The following is a 20496-nucleotide window of genomic DNA, read 5'->3' as shown; positions in this document are numbered from 1 at the left end:
TCCACCCGATTTATTTAACCACCGGTTAAGGATACAGCCGGTTCAGAAGACGCGGGAAAGGAATCGTCTCCCGCACATGGTCGAGTCCGCAGATCCAGGCCACCGTGCGCTCCAAACCGAGCCCGAACCCGGAATGCGGCACCGAGCCGTATGTCCTTAGGTCCAAATACCATTGGTAAGCTTCCTTCGACAACTCATGCTGCCGGAATCGTTCCTCCATGAGGTCCGGGTCGTCGATACGCTGGCTGCCGCCAATAATTTCCCCGTAGCCCTCTGGCGCAATCATATCCGCACACAGCACTACCTCAGGGCGGTCCGGATCAGGCTTCATATAGAAAGCCTTGATCTCCGTCGGATAATGCGTGATGAAAACCGGCTTGTCATAGCTTTGAGCGATCGCCGTTTCATGAGGTGCGCCAAAGTCCTCGCCCCATTCGAACTCATGCCCGTTGTTCTTCAGGAACTGCACGGCCTCGTCGTACGTAATCCTCGGGAATGGCGCTTGAATGCCTTCAAGCTTGGACAAATCCCGCTCCAGCGTCTCCAATTCCTTGCGGCAATTCGCCAATACAGATTGCACGACATGGGTGATGAACTGCTCTTGAATGTCCAAATTCTGCTCATGGGTGACGAAGGCCATCTCCGGCTCGATCATCCAGAATTCGATCAAGTGGCGGCGGGTTTTCGACTTCTCCGCGCGGAAGGTCGGCCCGAAGGAATATACCCGACCCAGCGCCATCGCAGCCGCCTCCATATAGAGCTGGCCGCTCTGCGTCAGATAGGCGTCCTCGTCGAAGTATTTCGTATGGAACAGGTTCGTCGTTCCCTCGCAGGACGACGGTGTCAGGATCGGCGGATCTACCAGCTGGAAGCCGCGCTCATCGAAGAATTGCTGCACCGCGCGGATAATCTGTGCACGAACGACGAGAATCGCCCGCTGCCGCGGCGTCCGGATCCAGAGATGACGGTGGTCCATCAAATAATCGACCCCGTGCTCCTTGGGAGTAATTGGATAATCGTTGGCCAGTTGAATCACCTCGACGCCCATGACGCTTAGCTCAAAGCCCCCCTTGCTCCGGGTATCCTCACGGATGATGCCCGTTACATAGAGCGAGCTTTCCTGAGTCAGCTTCCCTGTATCCTCCCAAACCTGCTCCGAAACTTCATTCTTCACAACGACTCCCTGTATGTACCCCGAGCCGTCACGCAGCTGCAGAAAACGGATTTTGCCGCTCGATCGCATATTGTGAAGCCAGCACCCAATGGTGACTGATTGTTCTACATACCGATCCGCCTCACGGATCATAACCAAATTACGGCTCATTCCGCCATTCCTCCCAGCTTATTTGTGCCTGGAATCAAGGAGCGCAAGTGAACAAACGTTCGACCTGCGCTCTCTTCTCATTCTATAGGTTATTGTACCGGATTGCTATGCAAAATCAACTCGTACGTATCGCGGGCGATAACCAGCTCCTCATTGGTAGGCACGACCAGCACCTGTACCCGTGAATCGGCCGTCGAAATCATGCGGTCCTCCTGGGACCGGCGCGCATTAGCTTCCTCATCCAGTCGCAGACCGAGGAAGGTCAGATTCCGGCACACCGCCGCGCGGAGGGCGGCCGAGTTTTCACCAACGCCTGCGGTGAAGACGATAGCGTCAATCCCGTTCATCGCTGCCGCATAGGCGCCGATACATTTGCGCAGCCGGTATTCGTACATTTCGAAGGCCAGCGCCGCATTTTTATCCCCATCCTGCATGGCCTGGGTCACTTCACGCATATCGCTGCTGATCCCGGAGATCGCCATCAAGCCGCTGTGCTTGTTCAGCATCGAGTTCACTTCGGATAGCGTCAGCTCCTCCTTGGACATGGCAAAAGGCACGATAGCCGGATCGATGTCTCCGCTGCGTGTCCCCATCATCAGTCCTTCGAGCGGGGTCATGCCCATGCTCGTATCGACAGACTTGCCATGCAGCACAGCCGCGCAGCTGGCTCCATTGCCGATGTGGCAGGTGACGAGCTTTAACTCCTCGATCGGCCGGCCCAAATAGGCGGCAGCCCGTTCGCTCACATACGCATGCGAGGTTCCATGGAATCCATATCGGCGGATCTTATGCTTCTTGTACAGTACCATCGGAATAGGGTACAAATAAGCCGCAGAAGGCATCGTCTGGTGGAACGCCGTATCGAACACAACCGCTTGCGGAACTCCCGGCATATTGGTTTCGACCGCTTGAATGCCGAGCATATGTGCCGGATTGTGCAGCGGCGCCAGGTCGAATAAACGCTTGATTTCCTGTTTCACCCGGTCGTCGACCAGCACGGAGCTTGAGAATGATTCTCCTCCATGGACGACGCGGTGGCCGACGGCTTGAATATCCCGGACCGATTTCAGCACGCCGAATTCCGGATGCGCCAGCATATCCAGCACGCGGCGGATAGCCGTCGTATGCTCCAGAATTTCCCGGACCTCGCGGATATCCTGCTTGCCTTCAGGCTCGTAGGTGAGTATTGCCGAATCCATCCCGATCCGTTCTACCTTCCCCTTCGCGAGGACGGCTTCATTCTCCATATTGTACAGCTGAAACTTCAACGAGGAGCTACCTGCATTAATAACGAGTACAATCACAGCCGGTCACCATCCTTATCGTAGCGGAAAAATCCTTGGCCTGTCTTCGTCCCGAGATGCCCTGCCCGCACCATCTGCTTGAGCAGGAACGAAGGCCGGTACTTCAGCTCGCCGAACTCACGGAACATCCGTTCCATCGCCGCAAGTACCGCGTCAAGACCGAACCGGTCCGCCATCTCCAGCGGTCCGTAGTGAAAGTCGTAGCCGATGCGCATCGCGCTGTCGATATCCTCGGCCGATGCGACCCGCTCCGACAAAGCATGCATCGCTTCATTGATCAGAATGCAGATCAGCCGCGTCGTGACGAAGCCCGGGGACTCGTTGACCTGAATGCCCCGCTTCTGGATCGTCTCCTCAACGAACTGCTTGGTCTTCTCGAAGGTTTCCTCGCTCGTCTTGACAGCACGGATGATTTCCACCAGATGAATTTTGGATACCGGATATAGAAAGTGAAGTCCGATCACCCGCTCCGGGAGCTTCGTCTCGGCAGCCATCTCTGTCAAGCTGAGCGTCGATGTATTACTCGCGAGCAGCACCTCCGGCGGGCAAAGCTCATCGAGTCTGACAAAAACCTGCTTCTTCAGCTCCAAATCCTCGGTAACCGATTCAATCACCATATCGCATTCCGCCAGGCGGCCCCAGTCCGTCACCTTTTGGATTTTAGATAATATTAACTTTTTTTCAGAAACCGTAATCGCCCATTTCTCTAATTGCTTATCCAGGCTGATTTCGATTTGTCCCCATGCTTGCTCGAGACGCTCGGGCGTACGCTCTACCAGCAGAACGTCGAGTCCCTTGGCAGCCAGCATTTCTGCAATGCCTTGGCCCATCGTTCCGGCTCCGACGACACCAATTTTTGTGAATCCCATCGTATGTCTCTCTCCCTTCATGCACCTATCCAGTGATATTATACACAATGGCTGGTCAATTTCCTAAAGCAAATGTCACACCTTGACGTCCAAACCGGGACAATTTATTGAATTCGCCTAACATTCGACAATACTCAGGTCCGGTCGGCCATCTGTAAGACGCTAACACTTCGATTGGAATTAGCGTCTTACACAGGGTCGAAAGGACGGCCACTCAGGACAAACACCACGACTCATTGACGCTTCACACAAAAAGCCCGCCTATTCGTTGATAGGCCAACGAAAGGCGGGCTTGCTTCAGATCTGTAATTACGCCTGGAGAGCTTCGCGAGCCTCTTCATACACAGCGATTTTGTCGGCATGCTGCAGCGTCAGACCGATATCGTCCAACCCGAGCAGCAAGAATTGACGGCGGTGCTCGTCAAGTTGGAAATCGATGTGCAGACCTTGAGCATCCGTAATCGTGTTGTTCTCCAGATCGACCGTCAGCTTGTAGCCTTCTTCGGCTGCCGTGCGCTGAAACAGATCCTCGACCTGCTCCTCGCTCAGCTTAATTGGCAGAATGCCATTCTTGAAGCAGTTGTTGTAGAAAATATCGGCGAACGACGGAGCGATCACCACTTTGAATCCATAGTCCTGAATCGCCCACGGCGCATGCTCGCGGGACGATCCACAACCGAAGTTGGCGCGCGAAATCAGCACCGATGCACCTTGGAAGCGCGGCTGATTCAGGCTGAAGTCAGGAATCACTTCACCCTTGTTGGTGAAACGCCATTCGAAGAACAGGAATTGGCCGAAGCCCGAGCGCTCGATGCGCTTCAAAAATTGTTTGGGAATAATCGCGTCCGTATCGACATTCACGCGGTCGACCGGGCCTACGAGTCCGGTATGCTGCTTGAAAGCTTCCATGTCGGTCTGCTCCTTACTATCTGGAAAATGGTAATGATAAATGCTATATCAGCGAATTACGCTTCTTGTTTAACTTTGAACTCCCAGTCACGCACATCAGTGAAACGGCCTTTGATGGCAGCGGCAGCAGCCATAGCAGGCGAGACGAGATGCGTACGTCCGTCACGGCCTTGACGGCCTTCGAAGTTACGGTTGGACGTCGACGCGCAGCGTTGTCCCGGTTGAAGCACATCGGGGTTCATCGCGAGGCACATCGAGCAGCCTGCATCGCGCCATTCGAATCCGGCTTCGGTGAAAATTTTGTCCAGGCCTTCCTTCTCAGCTTGGATTTTCACGCGTCCGGAGCCCGGAACGACGATCGCAGTGACATTCGAAGATACCTTATGGCCTTGAGCGACGCTAGCCGCTGCGCGAAGGTCTTCGATCCGTCCGTTCGTACAGGATCCGATAAAGACATAGTCGATTTCGATTTCGCTCATCGGCGTGCCTGGTGTCAGACCCATGTATTCGATGGCCTTCTCGGCAGCCTTGCGCTCGTTCTCGGTCGTGAAGTCAGCAGGATTCGGCACGTTGCTCGTGATGTCCGTACCCATGCCAGGGCTTGTTCCCCAGGTCACTTGCGGAATCAGGCTTTCGGCGTCGAATTCAACAACCCAATCATAGACAGCGCCTTCGTCCGTCGTCAGCTTCTTCCATTCTGCTACAGCCTGGTCGAAAGCTTCTCCTTGCGGTACATAGTCGCGTCCGCGAAGATATTCGAACGTGGTCTCGTCAGGAGCGATCAGTCCGGCACGTGCGCCGCCCTCGATCGACATGTTACAGACAGTCATGCGCTCTTCCATCGACAGGGAGCGGATCGCTTCGCCCGTATACTCGATGACATAGCCTGTTGCAAAGTCGGTGCCGTATTTGGCGATAACGCCCAGAATCAAGTCCTTCGCCGTTACGCCCGGATTCAGGCTGCCGTTGATGCGAACTTCCAGCGTCTTAGCCTTGGATTGCTGCAAGCATTGCGTAGCGAGCACGTGCTCCACTTCGCTCGTACCGATACCGAAAGCGAGCGCGCCGAATGCGCCATGCGTGGACGTGTGGCTGTCGCCGCAAACGATCGTTTTACCCGGATGAGTCAGGCCGACTTCAGGACCCATAACGTGCACGACGCCTTGGTCGATGCTGTCCAGGTCGAACAGCTTGACGCCGAAGTCCGCACAGTTCTTGGACAGCGTATCGATCTGCTGCTTGGAGATCGGGTCTGTGATGTTATAACGGTCCTTGGTCGGAACGTTGTGGTCCATCGTTGCGAACGTCCGGTCGGGACGGCGCACCTGACGGCCAGCCAGCCGGAGGCCTTCGAACGCCTGCGGGCTCGTTACTTCATGAACCAAGTGCAGGTCGATGTAGATGATGCTCGGTTTCCCCTGCTCGGAGTGGATGACATGATTGTCCCAAATTTTCTCAAACATTGTTTTTGCCATCGGTTACACCTCTAGTCTTGTAGGAATAAATCTCAGGTCTTGCAGCTTGCTGTCTTGCTTACTTTACATCCTACCATGTTCAACTTCATTGATCCAAGATATAATATCTATAGGATTCATAATTATTAACTATAAGCCTTTCTGTCCATACGATGAAAAGACAGGCCTCTTCGCCGGGAAGGGGCCTGCCTGCAGCATACTGCTTTAATGAATGTTTTTCTTCTCCATATTGCCGCCGAGCACATCGGATACATGCTGGATGGAGATAAACGCCTTAGGGTCGATTTCCTGCACGATGGACTTGAGCTTCGCTACCTCTAGACGGGTAACGACGCAGTAGATCATCTGTGTATCTTCCTTGGAGTAGCCGCCCTTCGCATAGATGTAAGTTGTGCTGCGGCCAAGACGGCTCATGATCGCTTCCGATATTTCCTCATACTCACCGGAGATGATGGTAGCGGACTTGGACTCTTCGAGACCCTCCACGACAACATCCATCACCTTGGAGGCAATATAGAAGGTAAAGATCGAGTACATCGCGGAATCCCAGCCGAAGATAAAGCCGGCCAAGATAAAAATCACGACGTTGATCATCATGATGATTTGTCCGACCGGCATACGGAATCGCTTGGACAACAGAATGGCTACGATCTCCGTACCGTCCAGCGAGCCGCCGTAACGGATGACCAGCCCGACACCAAAGCCGAGGATGAGGCCCCCGAACAGCACAGCCAGCACCTTTTCGCTCGTAAACGGTTCGGCGTGATGCAGCAGAAGCGTTGTCACCGACATCGCGGAGATGCCGTACAGCGTGGAAATCGCAAACGTTTTGCCGATCTGCTTGTAGCCGATTAGCAGGAAAGGAATATTAAAGACGAAGATGAACAGACCGAGCGGTAGCGAAGTCAGCTTGGCCACCATAATGGAGATACCGGTGATGCCTCCGTCCAGAACTGTGTTAGGGACCAGAAACAGCTCCAGCGCCGTGGCCATCAGTACCGCGCCGATGGTGATGAACACAAACCTTTTGATAAACTCAACGACAGACAGCTTTCTATGATTCTTTGCCAAACAAGATTTCCTCGCCTTCCTACAAACTTTGTCACTTTTTGTCTATTGTCCAGTTTACATGATCATGCTTGTCAACTCAATTCGAACATCCATTCCCACAAACTTGACTCATCTGAAAGGGGTTAGCCTTAGTATGGAACTTCGTCAGCTTCAATACGCCTTGCAAATCGCCATCGACAAAAATTTTTCACGCGCCGCCGAGAAGCTGCATATCGCGCAGCCCTCGCTGAGCCAGCAATTGTCCAAGCTAGAGAAGGAAATCGGCGTCCTGCTGTTCCAGCGCACCACCAATTCCGTTGAGGTTACGCATGCCGGTTCCTTATTCGTGGAGAAGGCGCAAAAAATTCTCGATATGGTCGAGCAGCTCAAGCAGGAGATGGAGGATATCTCTCAGATGCGCAAGGGCCGGCTCGTCGTCGGCAGCCTGCCGATCACAGGCGCTCATGTGCTTCCGCTCGTGCTGCCAGTCTTTCAGCAGCGTTTTCCGGAGATCGATATCGTGCTGGTCGAGGAAACGACGTCCAACCTTGAGCATCTGACCGCTAGCGGACAAGCGGACATCAGCCTGCTGTCGCTTCCGTTGATCGACGACGCACTGGCCTATGAACCCGTCATTGAAGAGGAAATTGTGCTTGCCGTTCCGCCGCATCATCCGCTGGCCGAGTACGCCGCGTCACCCGCTCCTGTCCCTGTAGACATCGCCTTGCTGCAGAATGAGCCCTTCATCGCACTCAAAAAAGGCCAGGGCTTCCGGCAAATTACGGTCGAGCTGTGCAGCGATGCCGGCTTCATGCCGCGAATCGTCTTTGAGAGCAGCAACATCGAAACCGTGCAATCCCTCGTCGCCGCCGGCATGGGCATCGCCATGGTGCCCCATATGGTTTCCCGTGGACGCTGGAGCGAGCTCGCTCCCGTGTACCTGCCACTTCGCAGCCGTCCTTACCGCACTCTGGTGGTCGCATATAAGAAGGGCCGGTATTTGTCCAAGGCGGTGGAGGCGTTTATGGAGACATTTCGGGAGGTGATGGCGGCGGATGAGGCGCAAACCTATACTGAACGCAGCTCCTCTTCATGATAAAGCCAGGGTTGGCCATCCCGCTTCCATGACTGCAATAGATCAACAAAAAACAGCTGGTTCCGTCTACAGACGGGGCCAGCTGTTTTTGATTTCTTCATTACTTATAGGACACCGTTATCTCACTCAGCTGTACAACCCCGGGCGTCTATCCTCAAAGATCGGAATGCGCTTGCGTACCTCGTCCACAAGGCCAAGATCGATCGTCGCCCGGATGATCTGCTCGCTGCCGTCTCCTTCGGCCAGTACCTCACCCCAAGGGTCAATAACCATCGAGTGACCGAAAAATTCGGTTGTCCCGCTGATCCCGACTCGATTGCAGGAGATGACAAACATCTGGTTCTCAATCGCTCTCGCCTGAAGCAGGGTACGCCAGTGATGAAGACGCGGGTTCGGCCATTCAGCCGGCACGAACAGTACTTGAACGCCTTCAAGCGCCAGCTTCCTGGAAAGCTCAGGGAAACGGATATCGTAGCAAATCATGCTGCCTGCGGATACGCCGTCCAATTCAAGCTGCCCGACACTCTCTCCAGCCTGTAAATATTTCTCCTCGTCCATGAGGCGGAACAGGTGAATCTTGGAGTAGGAGCCGGCTTCGTTGCCTTCCCTATCGAAGATGTAGGTCGTGTTATAGATACCGCCCTCCCGCTTCTCGGCGATGGAGCCTCCGACGATGTTCACGCCATGCTCCCGGCTAAATGCTGACAGCAGCGTTTTCGTTCTCTCTCCGGCAGGGTCGGCAAGCTCATGAATCCGGTCGAGCGCATAGCCCGTATTCCACATCTCGGGAATCACGATGACATCCGGCTTCCCTTCCTCGCTGACAGCCTGCTGCAGCAAAGACTCCAGCTTGCTGTAATTGCGCTCCGGCTCTCCGATGGCGATATCCATCTGCAGCAGCGCGACATTCCATGTCGATTGAGCCATTCTTCTCATCCTCTTCATCCCATGATCTCTTAACTATAGAGGAAGCGGAAGGCAACTTCAATGCTCATTTAGACAGGCAACCTCCCGTCTGAGGTACCATACGGGCCCGGTGTACACTGCCCCGGTTTCATGATACATTAAAGCTATCCGACATAAGGGATTTGCAAGGTATACTGAAATTAGCAATGGAGTGAATATTCCTATGAATCCAACCTCTGGACGCGTCGTCAGCGCGTTTCCGATGCAGCCGGCAGATCGCCTGCAAGGGCTGCCGACCCAGTTTTTCGCCAAGCTTGTGCGCAAAGCAAACGAACAGATCGCAGCCGGACATGACGTGATCAATCTGGGCCAAGGCAACCCGGACCGTCCGACTCCCCCTCATATCGTCAAGGCGCTGCAGGGGGCAGCCGAAAATCCGCTGTATCATAAATATCCGCCATTCAGCGGCTACCCGTTCTTGAAGCAGGCTGTGGCCCAGCGTTACCGTGAGGATTATGGGGTCGAGCTGGACCCTGAAACGGAAGTCGCTATTCTGTTCGGCGGCAAAACCGGCCTGGTCGAAATCGCCCAATGCCTGTTGAACCCCGGCGATGTTTGTCTCGTGCCCGATCCGGGTTATCCGGACTATTGGTCGGGTGTCGCTCTCGCGGGAGCTCGGATGGCCTTCATGCCGCTGAAGGAGTCGAACGACTTCCTGCCGGACTACGGCTCCCTTTCGCCAAACGACGTCGATAAAGCGAAGCTCATGTTTATCAACTATCCGAACAATCCGACAGGCGCTACGGCTTCCTATGCGTTCTATGAGGAGACGGTCCGTTTCGCTGCTCAGCACGGCGTCGTCGTCGCCAGCGATTTCGCTTACGGCGCCATCGGCTTCGAAGACCATAAACCCGTCAGCTTCCTGCAGGTGCCGGGTGCCAAGGAAGTCGGCATCGAGTTCTATACGCTGTCCAAGTCTTACAATATGGCCGGCTGGCGCGTTGGCTTCTGCCTCGGCAACCCCGAGATTGTCCGGATGATCAATCTCATCCAGGATCATTATTACTGCAGCCTGTTCGGCGGCATCCAAGAGGCGGCTGCCACGGCGCTCACCGGACCTCAGGATTGCGTCAGCGAGCTGGTCGGCGTCTACGCCTCGAGACGCGATGCCCTGTACACCGAGCTGGACCGTATCGGCTGGCAGGCCAAGCGCTCGAAGGGCTCCTTCTTCACCTGGCTGCCGGTACCGACTGGCTACACGTCGGAATCATTCGCCGACCGCCTGCTGAACGAGGCCAAGATTGTCGTGGCTCCAGGCGTCGGCTTCGGCGAGCATGGCGAAGGCTATGTCCGGCTCGGCCTGCTCAGCTCGGAAGACCGGCTGCGCGAAGCTGTGCGCCGGGTGGAAGCATTGAATTTGTTCTAGGCAGAAAACGCCGGGGCTGCAAGTGATGAAGGAGGCCTTCTCCCCATCGCTGCACTCCGGCGTCTTTTCATTAGGGAGGGCCTTTCATCTCAAGCCCCCTCATCTGACGACCTCCCCCGGGAGCTCCAAGATGGGAGCCAGCCACCTGGCCTAGCGTCAGCTTGAGGCTTGATGAACTCCGTTTATGGCAGAATGCTTGTAACTTAACAAAGCCTGCTTCATCGAAGCTTGCTTGACTTGAAGTCGCTGTACGGACGGAAGCTGATGATAGAATAAATCGTCCTCGAATAACCCTATAAATACCCGCTTCGCCGCTTGCACAGCGAGCGATTCGTTTCGAAGCAGGGCGTAGGCGACCTGATAGCTATACGGTTCATACTGCTTTAATACCTCTGCCTTATCGAGCAGCTTCTGTCTGTTCATGATCGTCCTCTCTGCCAAATCTGCCAACGGCTTTTTGTTTAATTCCCGTGTCGGCAAATGTTCCTTCCTTCATTACGGCCATTCCGTTAGTTGGCCTTGCAGCCTCGTCAAGCGTGAAAGTCCAATGACTGGATACACCTTGCAGCCCATACGACTTCTATTGTAGAGGATTAACTTTAAATCTTCCCAAAGCTAATCTTACGTTTTCCTTAAATCTTTATGAAGAGCAGCACTTCCGCGCAGATAACCCGTCTGCCTTTACAAACCGCTTCAGCACATGATATTCTTAGAAGATAGAAAACGTATTGAAGGGAATAGTAGGAAAGCCCCTGCACGCTCAGAGAGTAAATTCCATGGCTGCGAGAATTTACCGTGAAGACTATCCGAACCCGCCCCGGAACGGCCAGCGACGAGCTGGACGGCGTTTCCCCGCCGTTACGAGGGATCCGAGATGGGTGGCGTATGCCATCAAGCAAGGTGGTACCGCGGAAGTTACAGGCTTCCGTCCTTCATAGGACGGGGCCTTTTTGATTTTTCACGGCCATCCCTCCAGACCCGTTCCCATTTCATAAGGAAGAGAAGAGTGATTCCCTATGCAGCAAGCGATCGTGATCAAAATCGGCAGCAGCTCGCTGACCTCCAGTGAAGGCGGCCTGAACCGGGAAAGGATCGAATTTTTCGCCAGCGAGCTCGCCTCCCTGCACCTCCGCGGCTGTCCTGTACTGCTCGTCACATCAGGTGCCGTAGCCGCAGGATTTCGGGAGCTCGGCTATCCGTCCCGACCTAAGCAGCTGCATGAGAAGCAAGCTTCGGCCTCTGTCGGCCAGGCACTGCTGATGCAGGCTTACCACGAAGCCTTCGCCCGCCATGGCATCGGTGTCGGACAGATTCTGCTTACGCGCTCCGACTTCGTCAGCCGCAAGCGAATCCATAATGCCCAGATGACGCTGGAGGAACTGCTCCGGCGCGGCATGGTACCCATCATCAACGAAAATGACACCGTCTCGGTCGATGAGCTCAAATTCGGCGATAACGACACGCTGTCCGCGCTCGTCGCCAACCTCGTCCGCGCCCAGCGGCTCGTCATCATCACCGATGTCGACGGTCTGTATACCGGAGATCCGCGCAATGACGCGAATGCCCGGCGAATCGACCGGGTTACCGAGATCGACGAGGACTTATATCAGCTAGCCGGAGGCTCCGGATCCGCAGTCGGTACAGGCGGTATGCGCTCCAAGCTCGAAGCGGCCCGCATCTCCATGCGCGGCGGCATCCCGCTCTTCATCGGCCGCGTCGTCGAGCCGGGCGACACCTTGCTTGCCGTCGACGGCACGGGCAAAGGGACTTATTTCGATACGACGGCTAACAGTCTGCCGATGAAGAAGCAATGGCTCGGCTTTCACTCCCAGCCGCAAGGCACAGTCACCGTGGACGAGGGCGCGGAGAAGGCGCTCGTCGCCGGAGGCCGCAGTCTCCTGCCGGCGGGCGTCCGCGAAGTTACCGGAGAATTCCATCCGGGTGATGTGATCGAGGTCGTCAACGTCTCGCATCGGACGATCGGCCGCGGTGTCGTGAATTACGCCTCCTGGCAGCTTCAAGCTGTCGCAGGCCTAAGCACCGATGAGGTGCAGAAGCGGATCGAGGTACAGCGGATGGAAGTCATCCACCGCGACGAATGGATTACATTATCTACGGCCGGCAAGGTCAAGGACACCGCAACGTCCTGACTATGAGCCGATTGCCCACTTCCAAGGAGGTCCTTTCCATGTCACAGCATGTCATTGAAACTCAATCTTCCCAAGCCGGACAGCTATCCGAGGTTGTCCGCAAAGCCCAGCTGGCCAAAGCAGCCGCTCCTAAGCTGGCCCTACTTACAACTGAGCAGAAGAATAACGTTCTGCTGCGGATCGCAGACGCTCTCGTCGAACAGGCGGCCTCCATTATCGAGGCCAATGCGCTTGACCTGCACCGCGGACGCGAGAACGGTACTAGCGCATCCCTGCTCGACAGGATCGCGCTGAACGAAACCCGGATCGCCGCGATGGCTGAAGGCCTCCGCCAGGTCGTCCTGCTTCCCGATCCTGTCGGGGAAGAGCTGGAAAGCTTCGAGCGTCCCAATGGGCTTTCCATCCGTAAGGTGCGGGTACCGCTGGGCGTCATCGGCATGATCTATGAAGCCCGTCCTAATGTAACCGTCGATGCAGCGGGACTATGTCTGAAGACAGGCAATGCCGTCGTCCTGCGCGGCGGCTCTGCGGCGCTGGAATCGAACCGCCGCATCGTCGAGGTGCTGCATGAGACGATGGCCCAAACCGTGATGCCTGCCGACGCGTTGCAGCTCATCCTCGACCCAAGCCGTTCCTCCGCGGATGAAATGCTGAAGCTGAACGGGCTGCTGGACGTGCTGATTCCGCGCGGCGGCGCCTCGCTCATCCAGAATGTCGTGAAGAACGCGTCCGTACCGGTGATCGAAACGGGAGCCGGCATCTGCCATACGTATGTGGATGCCAGTGCAGATCCGGATATGGCGCTGAAGATCGCCATCAATGCCAAGGTTCAGCGCCCTTCCGTCTGCAACTCGATGGAGACGATGCTGGTCCACCGCGATTTCGCGGCAAAGCATCTCGCGGCGATCGCCGAGCAGTTCGTTCAGCAGAAGGTCGAGCTCCGCGGCGACGCGGCTTCCCGCGAGCTATTCCCTGCCATCAAGGAAGCCAGCGAGCAAGACTGGGATACGGAGTACAGCGACTATATTCTGAATATCCGGATCGTGGATCACCTCGACCAAGCGATTGAACACATCACAGCGCATGGGACTCAGCATTCCGAGTGTATCGTGACGGAAGACGAGGCTAACGCCGTCCGATTCCTCAATGAAATTGATGCCGCTGCGGTTTATCATAATGCATCTACCCGGTTTACGGACGGCTTCGAATTCGGCTTCGGCGCTGAGATCGGCATCAGCACACAGAAGCTTCACGTCCGCGGACCGATGGGCCTCCCTTCGCTGACGTCCACCAAGTACATCATCGTCGGATCGGGTCAAATCCGGGGTTAACACAAGCAAGAATAAAGTCTAATCAAAGGAGCTGTTCCTAGTGTCAACTACCTGGTCTTCTCTGAACATAGCCTTCGTCGGAGCAGGCTCCATGGCGGAAGCGATCATTCGCGGTCTCGTTCAAGCCGGCGGGGTTCATCCTGAGCAAATCTTCGTGACGAACCGCTCCAATGCCGAGCGTCTGCAGGAGCTGGAGCAAGCCTACGGCGTTCGCCACTCTCTGCAGGACGCCGAGAAGGAACAGGCGGTCCGCGACGCGGATGTCGTCGTGATCGCCTTCAAGCCCAAGGACGCAATCGAAGGCATACGTGCGCTCCAGGGGCAGCTGACTGAGCGCCAGCTGCTCGTATCGGTAATCGCCGGCCTCTCCATCGACACGATCACCGGACTGCTCGGCAACCCTGCCATTCCGGTAGCCCGTACGATGCCGAATACGTCCAGCACAATCGGACTTGGAGCAACGGGGCTGAGCTTCTCCGCAACAGCTAGCCAAGAGCAGCGCAGCATCGCGGAGCAGATGTTCCGCTCCACCGGGATCGTCAGCATCGTGGAGGAGCCCTTGCTTGACTCCATTACCGGCTTATCCGGCAGCGGTCCTGCCTATATCTACTATATGATGGAAGCGATGATCGAAGGCGGCGTGCAAGGCGGTCTGGACCGCGACGAAGCACGCCGTCTGACCGTGCAAACCGTGCTGGGCGCTGCCCGGATGGTCGAGACGACTGGCGAGGAGCCGGCTGATCTGCGTCGCAAGGTAACATCGCCTAACGGCACAACCCAGGCCGCACTGGATCTGCTCGCAAGCCGCGGATTTCCTGAGGCTGTGGCGCAGGCAGTCCTCCGTTCGTCCAGCCGGGCTGGGGAAATCGGCGCCGCGTTGAGCCAATCGGCTGCCTCTCCCAATAAATAAGATGACAAGCAAAGGTGGGCCCGCTTTGAGTTCAACAACCTATCAATCGTATTGCGTAGCGACATACCGCGCTTATGACGATAAAGCTGATTTTCAGAAGAAAGCGCTCGGCATCGCCGTGGGCTTGACGGTCGGCAGCTGGACGGATCTGCCTGAAGCCCGCAAGGCGGAGATGGAGAAGCATCTGGGCCGCGTTGTGGATGTAACGGTACATGAACCTGACGTCGGCCAGCCTGGAGAGCGTTACGCGGACATTCAGATCGCGTATCCCGACGCTAACTTCAGCCGGGATATTCCTGCGCTGCTGGTCACCGTATTCGGCAAGCTGTCCATGGACGGCAAGATCAAGCTGATCGATCTTTCGTTCTCGGATGCCTTCCTGGCCGCTTTTCCCGGCCCCCGCTTCGGGCTTCAAGGGGTCCGCGATCTGCTCGGCGTTCAGAACCGTCCTCTATTGATGAGTATTTTCAAGTCCGTTATCGGCCACGACCTTCCTGCCCTTCGCGAGCAATTCTACCAACAAGCGCTAGGCGGCGTCGATCTGATCAAGGACGATGAGATCTTGTTCGAAAATCCGCTGACGCCGATTGAACGCCGGGTCGAAGTCTGCATGGAAGCGGCCGCACAGGCGGAGCGAGAGACCGGACAGAAGCTGTTGTATGCCGCCAACCTGACCGGTCCCACCTTCAGTCTGGTCGATCAGGCTAAGCGGGCCATCGGAGCAGGTGCCAACGCGCTCCTGTTCAATGTACTCGCTTACGGCTTTGATGCGCTCAGCGAGCTGAGCCGCCATCCCGAGGTGAACGTGCCGATCATGGCGCATCCGTCACTCGCCGGCGCCTTCTATCCGTCAACCTACCACGGGATATCGGCCAATGTGCTGCTCGGTAAGCTGATGCGGCTCGCCGGTGCGGATCTGGTGCTCTTCCCGTCGCCTTACGGCTCCGTGGTCATGCCTCTAGCCGAAAATATGGCTATCAAGGACGCGCTGCTCACCCGGCAGGCGGCCGACTATTCATTCGGCGCTGTGCAGGAGCAGCCGCTCTCGCTGGCCACAAGCTTCCCCGTTCCATCGGCAGGCATCCATCCGGGACTCGTCCCCTGGATTCTGCGCGACTTCGGCCATGATGTGGTCGTGAATGCCGGAGGCGGCGTACACGGTCACCCGAAGGGAGCGGCCGCAGGAGGACGTGCCTTCCGTCAGGCCATCGACGCTTGCCTGGCCGGTGCTCCGCTGCGTGCCTATGCCGCAGAAGGGCATCCGGAGCTGCAGGCCGCTATAGACGCTTGGGGGACTCGGGAATGACAGCCAAGAAGCGCATTATCTTTTGTGATTTTGACGGAACCATCACGGTGAATGACAATATCGTAGCGATCATGAAGCATTTCCGGCCTGAGGGCTGGGACAAGCTCGTCGAGCAGGTCGTCAGCAAGCAGATTTCGATCCGGGACGGCGTAGGGCGTATGTTCGCCCTGCTCCCTACCTCCCGTAAGCAAGAGATTGTGGATTATGCGATCGGCAATGTGCAGATCCGCTCCGGCTTTGCCGAGCTGCTCGCCTATTGCGAGCGGGAGCAGATTCACTTTCTCGTGACGAGCGGTGGCATCGATTTCTTCGTCTATCCGGTGCTGTCGGCCTTTCCGATTCCGAAGGAACATATTTACTGCAACGGCAGTGACTTCAGCGGCCCGCAGATCCGCATCGAATGGCCGCATGCCTGCGACGAGCACTGCGACAATGATTGCGGCATGTGCAAGACGGCCATCATCCGCCGCTACCCCGCAGATCAATACGAGCGCATCCTGATCGGAGACAGTGTGACCGACTTCGCTGGCGCGAAGCTGGTCGATACGGTATTCGCCCGCGCTCATCTGATTGATCTGTGCGAGGAGCTGAGCTTGAACTATAGACCCTTCGAAACCTTTCATGACGTGATCAACCACTTGGAGGAGATGAAAGCAAGGTGAGCTTCAGCCACATTACCTTAGAGGAAAAGCAGCAGGCTTTCGCCGAGCTGCGGGAGATCAAGACGCTGCTTGCCAGCCGTAACTGGTTCCCAGGGACAAGCGGCAATCTGTCGGTTCGGGTAGGTCCATTCGAGCGCGAGCAGTTTGCCTTCGCGGTAACGGCGAGCGGCAAGGACAAATCCGTGCACACCCCGTCCGACTACCTGCTGGTCGATCAGAACGGGAAGGCCATCGAAGCCACATCGCTGCGTCCATCTGCCGAAACGCTGATTCACTGCGAGATTTACAAGGCAACTGGCGCGGGAGCGATTTTCCACGTCCATACGGTGTTCAATAACGTCATCTCCGAGTTCTACGCCGAACGGGGAAGTGTGCCGATCGACGGCGTTGAGCTGATCAAGGCGTTCAACATCTGGGACGAGGAAGCGCAGATCGAGATTCCGATCGTGCCGAACTACGCAGAAATTCCGCGGATCGCAGAGCTTGTGGAGCGTTCCATTCTCCCGCGCATCCCCGGCATCTTGATCCGCAAGCACGGGATTTGCGCTTGGGGGGCTAATGCCTTCGAGGCCAAGCGCCATCTGGAGGCCTTCGAATTTTTATTCGAATACGCGTACCGTTTGGCTTTACTGAAGAAATAGTCCATGAAATACCGAAAACGACCTTCCGCTTGCGGGGGTCGTTTTTTTGAATTTGCATTTAAAAATCTTTGCGACGGAACAGCCATAGTCCCAAGGCAAAGGCACAGACCGTGTAGCAAGCCGTGTAAATCAGAAAAGCATTGGAAGGCACGACACCCAGATTAAATAAGCCCAGCACACGCTGGATATTCACCAGCTCGCCGAGCTCCTGGAAGCCCAACAGCTCGGCCAGCATTCTTCGCTCTATAGAATCGGCCGGCATCAGCAGCGAGATCACTCCGGCAATAGCCAGGAGAGGCTTAATGGCCTTATCGTCCAGCCCAAAGGTTCCGGCCACCTTGTCGATCATACCTCCGAGCCAGCCGGCGCCGTAGAGCATGGTCAGCACTACGCCGTTGCCGATGCCCGTGAACAGACAGGAACCCAGCATGGAGAGCGATACCAGTAACGGAACCACCGCTGCAAATAAAAGAAAAGAAACCACGATAGCTGCCGGGTCGCGGGGAATGGACGCATACATGCTCGTGATCAGGAGTATAGCGGCAAAAAAGAGCCCCGCATAGACGATCCCAAAGCTGACAAAGCCGATCCATCTGCCGACGAACCAATGGGTACGGGGCAAGGGTCTTGGCAGTACGGACAGCAGAACTCCCTGCTCCGCCTCTCCCGAGATCACGGAAAAGGAGCTGAAGATGCATAGAAAGGCTAGCACGAATGAGCCGAAGAAGAAGCCCAGTGACAGGATCATCGCTCCGCGCCCGAAGCTCTCGATCAGAAAGGAGGTGCTGTTCATATCCAGTCCAGGTCTCCTGAGCTCGGAGCTGATCGCATCCCCTACATAGGAAAACGCTAGACAAAATAGTACGCTCATCAGCAGGGTGATCAACAGTACCCGTTTGCGCAGCAGCTCCAGCCACGTCATGCGAACTATCGTCATCATTGCCTTTCCCCCCTGTGATTCAGCCCGGAGACAGCGCCGAGGAACCATTCATCCAATCTAGCCTTCGCTTTGTGAACCTCATACAGCGTCAATCCTTGCTCGAACAGCAGTTGGTTCACCCAACCCGCCTGCTCATCGTCCTCCAGCATAATCTCCAGCCAAACTTCTCCTGTTCCCAATCCGTACCCTTCATCCCCCAGGCTTCCTTCAACCTCCAATCGAACTTCCGGCCCGGCAACCGCCTTTCCCCGCTCCGGATCCCTGCCTTCCGCACTCCGAATTGTGATGTCGAACCCCGACATCTCCCGCAGCCACTCTAAGGCAGGAAGCGTACATCCGCCCACACGGAACTGCCACTTCGCCTTCTCCTGCAGAACGTCTCTTACCGCTCCAGTCTGAAGAATACGGCCGTCGTTCAACAGTGCGACGCGGTCGCATAATGTCTCCACTTCCTCCAGCAGATGCGAGTTGAGGAATATCGTGATGCCTCTCTGACGCAAACGCAGCAGCAAATGCCTAACATCGAGCCGTCCCAACGGATCAAGCGCAGAAGACGGCTCATCCAGAAACACAACCTTTGGTCCTCCAACCAAAGCACAGGCGAGTCCAAGCCGCTGCTGCATGCCCTTGGAATAATGCTTGACGCGATCCTGCCCGCGAAGTCCGATGCCCACTTCCTCCAGCAGCTCCGGCAATGTCCGCTTCGCCTCATCCTTGGACAAGCCGCACAAACGCGCGTGCAGCATCAGCACCTCTTGCCCCGTAAGCCATTCCTGGTACCTATACAGCTCCGGTAAATAGCCAATCAGCCTCCTCGCCTCCAGAGAGCCGATAGGCTGACCCCAAATCGTCGCTTGTCCGCTTGTGGGCCCGACAAGACCGACGAGCATTTTGACGAAGGTGCTCTTGCCTGCGCCGTTGGGACCGAGGAAGCCGAAGGCTTCCCCCTGTTCCACTCGCAGCGTAATGTTACGGCAGCCACGTCCATTCTCATATTCCTTGGTTAAGGCTACCGCTTCGATAGCTGCCTGACTCACTTCCCGACCAGCTCCTTCAACTTCTCCACCATCGCTTCCCGACTGGTCAGCAGCTTATCGCCACTCAGCTCGATCAGCATGCCATGCTGCACCCAAACCGCACGGTAGTGAAACTTCTTGTTCATCAGTTCTGACCGCAGCAGCAATACGTCGGTGAGGCCTATCCTTATCTTCTCAGCCTGCTGTCCAGTCACCACTGGCAGCGGAATGCTGCCCCCTCCGGTGATTTCCGAACGGCGCAAGCTTTCTTTGTAATACTCAGGAAGCAGCGGGAAGTCCAACACAGCCTCTAACGCTTCCGACACCGGTACAGAGGGGTCTACTTCAATGACAGGAGCAGGCTGTTGAGAAATCGAGTAGCCGCCATCTTGTTCCTGCGAAATACGGAGGGTAGGACTCTGCTTCAACTTAATCGTCTTACCGTCCACCGACACCGGCAGCAGCTTGGATGCTCCCATACGCTTCATCGCTTTGTTGATTTCATCCACGTGGATCGTGAACGTCATTTCATCTGTAGACGATAGATACAGGGTATATGGACTATCCTTGAAATCGCTAGGAAGTACGAGTGGCTGGCCGATGACGGCTTCGGCCTGCTCAGCCGTGACTTTCCCGTAGGAGGGCCCCGACTCTCGCGTAAATGTACCGAATTTATTGATTTCTTCCCTCCGATTGCCGTCGCCAACGGCAAACATCAACAAGCTTTCCAAATCATTCTCCTGTACCTCGGTTACCTGCTGCATGCGGAACTGATTGAGCAGCGCAGCCAGCGCCTGGTTGCCTGTAGGGGTAGCTACAATGGCAATGCCTAGGCATGCGGCTACGGCCGCACCCGCCCATCTCCGTGAGCGGGCTGACCAGCGGTTCGAACGGCCTGTTTTAGTGCTTGAAGCTTCAGCCTGACCGAGGACTGACGGAGAATCCTCATCCTGAAGCTTATCACCTGCGGCTGCACCCAGCTGGCCTGTAATCGTCTCCGAAGCTTGGGGCGACTTCATGTTATGGGACCATGCAGACCACTGAGGGGCGCGTTCTTCCACCTGCAGCTTGCTCTGCAGCTTCTCCCATGCCTGTGCCGTCAGCTCTAGGTCTGCAGGAGATCCCTCTCCGGATTTATTTGGATTCCCGCGCCAATCTTTATCTCGTGTTGACATACCAAT

19 protein-coding genes and 1 other annotated feature are annotated in these 20496 nt (G+C 56.0%); of the genes, 8 read left to right on the top strand and 11 right to left on the bottom strand.

The genetic code is table 11. From position 1 onward, the window contains the following. Positions 1–25: 25 nt before the first annotated feature. The 6 genes from asnS to WMW72_RS17850 all read right to left on the bottom strand — a co-directional run bounded on the left by asnS (position 26) and on the right by WMW72_RS17850 (position 6952). Positions 26–1324 (bottom strand): asparagine--tRNA ligase, encoded by a 1299-nt coding sequence (gene asnS / locus WMW72_RS17875; protein ID WP_341416891.1) that lies wholly within the window; start codon positions 1322–1324, stop codon positions 26–28. Positions 1325–1413: 89 nt separating this feature from the next. Beyond that, positions 1414–2628, bottom strand: a complete 1215-nt coding sequence (locus WMW72_RS17870) for an acetate kinase (protein WP_341416890.1) — start codon at positions 2626–2628, stop codon at positions 1414–1416. Then, the gene (locus WMW72_RS17865) at positions 2625–3497 is read right to left on the bottom strand and encodes a 3-hydroxyacyl-CoA dehydrogenase family protein (RefSeq protein WP_341416889.1); all 873 of its coding nucleotides are present in this window, start codon (positions 3495–3497) and stop codon (positions 2625–2627) included. Before WMW72_RS17865 ends, WMW72_RS17870 begins: the two co-directional genes overlap by 4 nt. A gap of 309 nt (positions 3498–3806) precedes the next feature. After that, positions 3807–4406, bottom strand: a complete 600-nt coding sequence (gene leuD, locus WMW72_RS17860; RefSeq protein WP_341416888.1) for a 3-isopropylmalate dehydratase small subunit — start codon at positions 4404–4406, stop codon at positions 3807–3809. Between the two features lie 56 nt (positions 4407–4462). Continuing rightward, positions 4463–5881: a 3-isopropylmalate dehydratase large subunit gene (gene leuC / locus WMW72_RS17855; RefSeq protein ID WP_341416887.1), complete on the bottom strand. Its 1419-nt coding sequence runs from the start codon at positions 5879–5881 to the stop codon at positions 4463–4465. 204 nt (positions 5882–6085) lie between these two features. After that, positions 6086–6952 (bottom strand): YitT family protein, encoded by an 867-nt coding sequence (locus WMW72_RS17850; protein WP_341416886.1) that lies wholly within the window; start codon positions 6950–6952, stop codon positions 6086–6088. Between the two features lie 133 nt (positions 6953–7085). Between WMW72_RS17850 and WMW72_RS17845 the strand changes: the two genes are divergently transcribed. Then, positions 7086–8027, top strand: a complete 942-nt coding sequence (locus tag WMW72_RS17845) for a LysR family transcriptional regulator (RefSeq protein ID WP_341416885.1) — start codon at positions 7086–7088, stop codon at positions 8025–8027. A 126-nt stretch (positions 8028–8153) separates the two neighbouring features. Here the strand turns inward: WMW72_RS17845 and WMW72_RS17840 are convergent, their stop codons facing one another. Then, a complete protein-coding gene (locus WMW72_RS17840) occupies positions 8154–8954 on the bottom strand; it encodes a carbon-nitrogen family hydrolase (protein ID WP_341416884.1) in 801 nt (266 codons plus the stop codon). A 202-nt stretch (positions 8955–9156) separates the two neighbouring features. Here WMW72_RS17840 and WMW72_RS17835 point away from each other — a divergent pair, with 202 nt between their 5' ends. Beyond that, positions 9157–10359 (top strand): pyridoxal phosphate-dependent aminotransferase, encoded by a 1203-nt coding sequence (locus tag WMW72_RS17835; RefSeq protein WP_341416883.1) that lies wholly within the window; start codon positions 9157–9159, stop codon positions 10357–10359. Between the two features lie 156 nt (positions 10360–10515). Here the strand turns inward: WMW72_RS17835 and WMW72_RS17830 are convergent, their stop codons facing one another. After that, complete coding sequence (locus WMW72_RS17830; RefSeq protein ID WP_341416882.1) at positions 10516–10782, bottom strand: hypothetical protein; 267 nt, start codon at positions 10780–10782, stop codon at positions 10516–10518. A gap of 296 nt (positions 10783–11078) precedes the next feature. Beyond that, positions 11079–11295 (top strand) — a binding site (T-box leader). An 80-nt stretch (positions 11296–11375) separates the two neighbouring features. Here WMW72_RS17830 and proB point away from each other — a divergent pair. The 6 genes from proB to WMW72_RS17800 are packed head-to-tail and all read left to right on the top strand — an operon-like array spanning position 11376 to position 17359. Further along, complete coding sequence (gene proB, locus WMW72_RS17825) at positions 11376–12509, top strand: glutamate 5-kinase (RefSeq protein WP_341416881.1); 1134 nt, start codon at positions 11376–11378, stop codon at positions 12507–12509. 38 nt (positions 12510–12547) lie between these two features. Further along, positions 12548–13840, top strand: a complete 1293-nt coding sequence (locus WMW72_RS17820) for a glutamate-5-semialdehyde dehydrogenase (protein ID WP_341416880.1) — start codon at positions 12548–12550, stop codon at positions 13838–13840. A gap of 40 nt (positions 13841–13880) precedes the next feature. Then, complete coding sequence (proC, locus tag WMW72_RS17815) at positions 13881–14750, top strand: pyrroline-5-carboxylate reductase (RefSeq protein WP_341416879.1); 870 nt, start codon at positions 13881–13883, stop codon at positions 14748–14750. 25 nt (positions 14751–14775) lie between these two features. Beyond that, a complete protein-coding gene (locus tag WMW72_RS17810; protein WP_341416878.1) occupies positions 14776–16056 on the top strand; it encodes a 2,3-diketo-5-methylthiopentyl-1-phosphate enolase in 1281 nt (426 codons plus the stop codon). Continuing rightward, positions 16053–16718 (top strand): 2-hydroxy-3-keto-5-methylthiopentenyl-1-phosphate phosphatase, encoded by a 666-nt coding sequence (locus WMW72_RS17805; RefSeq protein WP_341416877.1) that lies wholly within the window; start codon positions 16053–16055, stop codon positions 16716–16718. Before WMW72_RS17810 ends, WMW72_RS17805 begins: the two co-directional genes overlap by 4 nt. Then, positions 16715–17359 carry a methylthioribulose 1-phosphate dehydratase gene (locus WMW72_RS17800; protein WP_341416876.1) on the top strand — a complete coding sequence of 215 codons (645 nt, stop codon included), beginning with the start codon at positions 16715–16717 and terminating at the stop codon, positions 17357–17359. Before WMW72_RS17805 ends, WMW72_RS17800 begins: the two co-directional genes overlap by 4 nt. Before the next feature lie 58 nt (positions 17360–17417). Here WMW72_RS17800 and WMW72_RS17795 read toward each other — a convergent pair whose 3' ends face one another. Genes WMW72_RS17795 through WMW72_RS17785 form a run of 3 tightly spaced genes read right to left on the bottom strand, consistent with a single transcriptional unit; the run spans position 17418 to position 20490 of the window. After that, the gene (locus WMW72_RS17795; RefSeq protein WP_341416875.1) at positions 17418–18299 is read right to left on the bottom strand and encodes an ABC transporter permease; all 882 of its coding nucleotides are present in this window, start codon (positions 18297–18299) and stop codon (positions 17418–17420) included. Further along, on the bottom strand, positions 18296–19336 hold the full coding sequence (locus tag WMW72_RS17790; protein WP_341416874.1) for an ABC transporter ATP-binding protein: 1041 nt from the start codon (positions 19334–19336) through the stop codon (positions 18296–18298). Before WMW72_RS17790 ends, WMW72_RS17795 begins: the two co-directional genes overlap by 4 nt. Continuing rightward, positions 19333–20490, bottom strand: coding sequence for a hypothetical protein (locus WMW72_RS17785; protein WP_341416873.1), 1158 nt, complete (start codon positions 20488–20490; stop codon positions 19333–19335). The genes WMW72_RS17790 and WMW72_RS17785 overlap by 4 nt, the downstream gene beginning before the upstream one ends. Positions 20491–20496 lie beyond the last annotated feature (6 nt).

This window comes from Paenibacillus filicis, from assembly GCF_038070315.1.
Classification (GTDB): Bacteria; Bacillota; Bacilli; order Paenibacillales; family NBRC-103111; genus Paenibacillus_G; species Paenibacillus_G filicis.
This window is presented reverse-complemented; position numbering and strand designations above follow the sequence as displayed.